The sequence below is a fragment of the Marichromatium sp. AB32 genome (assembly GCF_003718675.1).
GTDB classification, from domain to species: domain Bacteria; phylum Pseudomonadota; class Gammaproteobacteria; order Chromatiales; family Chromatiaceae; genus Marichromatium; species Marichromatium gracile.
The window spans coordinates 1-1,000 of the sequence record NZ_RHFJ01000130.1; the positions used below are offsets into that span (position 1 = coordinate 1).

Below are 1,000 nucleotides of genomic sequence, written 5' to 3' on the forward strand. Positions count from 1 at the left end.
CCGAGGAACTCCAGGAGCCCGTCGGGGTGATAGCGGCCGATGTCGCCGGTGCGATACCAGCGCGCCCCGGCGCGGGTGACGAAGCGCTCGGCGGTGCGCTCGGCATCGCCGCGATAGCCGCTGGCCAGTCCCGCCCCGCCGATCCACAGCTCGCCGGGGACCCAGTCGGGGCAGTCGCGCCCCTGGGCGTCGACCACGCGATAGCACTGATTGGGCAACGGTCGGCCATAGGGGATCGAGTTCCAGCCCGGGAGCGGCTCGGGTGCGGGCTCGAAGGCGTTCGACCAGATCGCCGCCTCCGTCGCCCCGCCCATCGCCACCATGCGGCAACCGCCGTCGGTGGCGGCGTCGAGGCGCGCCGGCAGGTCGCGGGCGATCCAGTCGCCCGAGACCAGCGCCAGGCGCAGCCCGAGCGGGGGCTCGTCCGTCCCGGCGAGGCTCAACAGCATCTCCAGCAGCACCGGCACCGAGTTCCACAGCGTCACCCGGTGGCGCGCGATCAGCGCGCGCCAGACGGCGGCATCGCGCCGCGCTGTCTCCGGCACGCAGACCAGCGCGCCGCCGACCTGCGAGGGGCCGAAGAGGTCGTAGACCGAGAGATCGAAGTCGAGCGCCGAGACCGCCAGCACCCGATCCTCCGGCCCGACGCCGTAGCGCTGGTTGATCGCATCGATGGTGTTGGCCGCGGCCAGATGGGTGACCTCCACCCCCTTGGGCTCGCCGGTCGAGCCGGAGGTGAAGATCACATAGGCCGGACCGCTCGGCGCCACCGCGACCGGCGCGGGCAACGGCGCGTGGGCTTGGGCCTGCGCGATCGTCTCGGCATCGAGCACCAGCCCGACCCCGGCGCGCTCGAGGATGCGCGCGCGTCGCGCCGACGGCTGCTCGACCCCGATCGGGACATAGCACCCCCCGGCGGCGAGCACCCCGAACACCGCCGCGACCTGGGCCGCGCCGCGCGGCAGCGACACCGCCACCGCCTCGCCCGGGGCGAGTCCGG

At 74.6% G+C, this 1,000-nt stretch carries 1 protein-coding gene; it reads right to left on the bottom strand.

The window, feature by feature from the left end; all coding sequences use genetic code 11:
• Window positions 1-1,000: AMP-binding protein (locus EBL85_RS16820; RefSeq protein ID WP_148040588.1), on the bottom strand; the 1,000-nt coding region annotated here is incomplete at both ends.